Below are 434 nucleotides of genomic sequence, written 5' to 3' on the forward strand. Positions count from 1 at the left end.
GTCGGATAGTCGAAGACCAGCGTGGCCGGGAGAGTCAGCTCGGTCGCCGCGTTGAGACGGTTGCGCAGCTCGACCGAGCTGAGCGAGTCGAAACCAAGCTCCCTGAACGCCCGGTCGGGCGCGACGGCATGCGCCGAGCTGTGACCGAGCACCACGGCCACATGACCGAGCACCAGATCCAGCAGCGCCTTCTCCCGCTCCCCGGCGCTCATGCCGGCCAGCGACCGCGCCAGCGCGGACCCGGCCGCGGCGGAGCCGGACTCGGCGGTCCTGCGCACCGTGCCACGCACCAGACCACGCAGCATGTGGGGCACAGGGGCGGAACGCGCCTGACGCTGCAACACGGCCAGGTCCAGAGGCACCGGCACCAGCGCGGCACGCCCTGTCGAACCCGCCGCGTCGAACAGCGCCAGACCCTCGGCCGAACCGAGCGG

General features: G+C 72.4%; 1 protein-coding gene. It reads right to left on the minus strand.

Going from position 1 to position 434, the window contains the following annotated elements; all coding sequences use genetic code 11:
• The coding region (locus CU044_RS26425) for a beta-ketoacyl reductase (protein ID WP_240045859.1) at positions 1-434 on the minus strand (434 nt) is incomplete at both ends.

Source organism: Streptomyces sp. L-9-10 (genome assembly GCF_004151105.1).
Classification (GTDB): domain Bacteria; phylum Actinomycetota; class Actinomycetes; order Streptomycetales; family Streptomycetaceae; genus Streptomyces.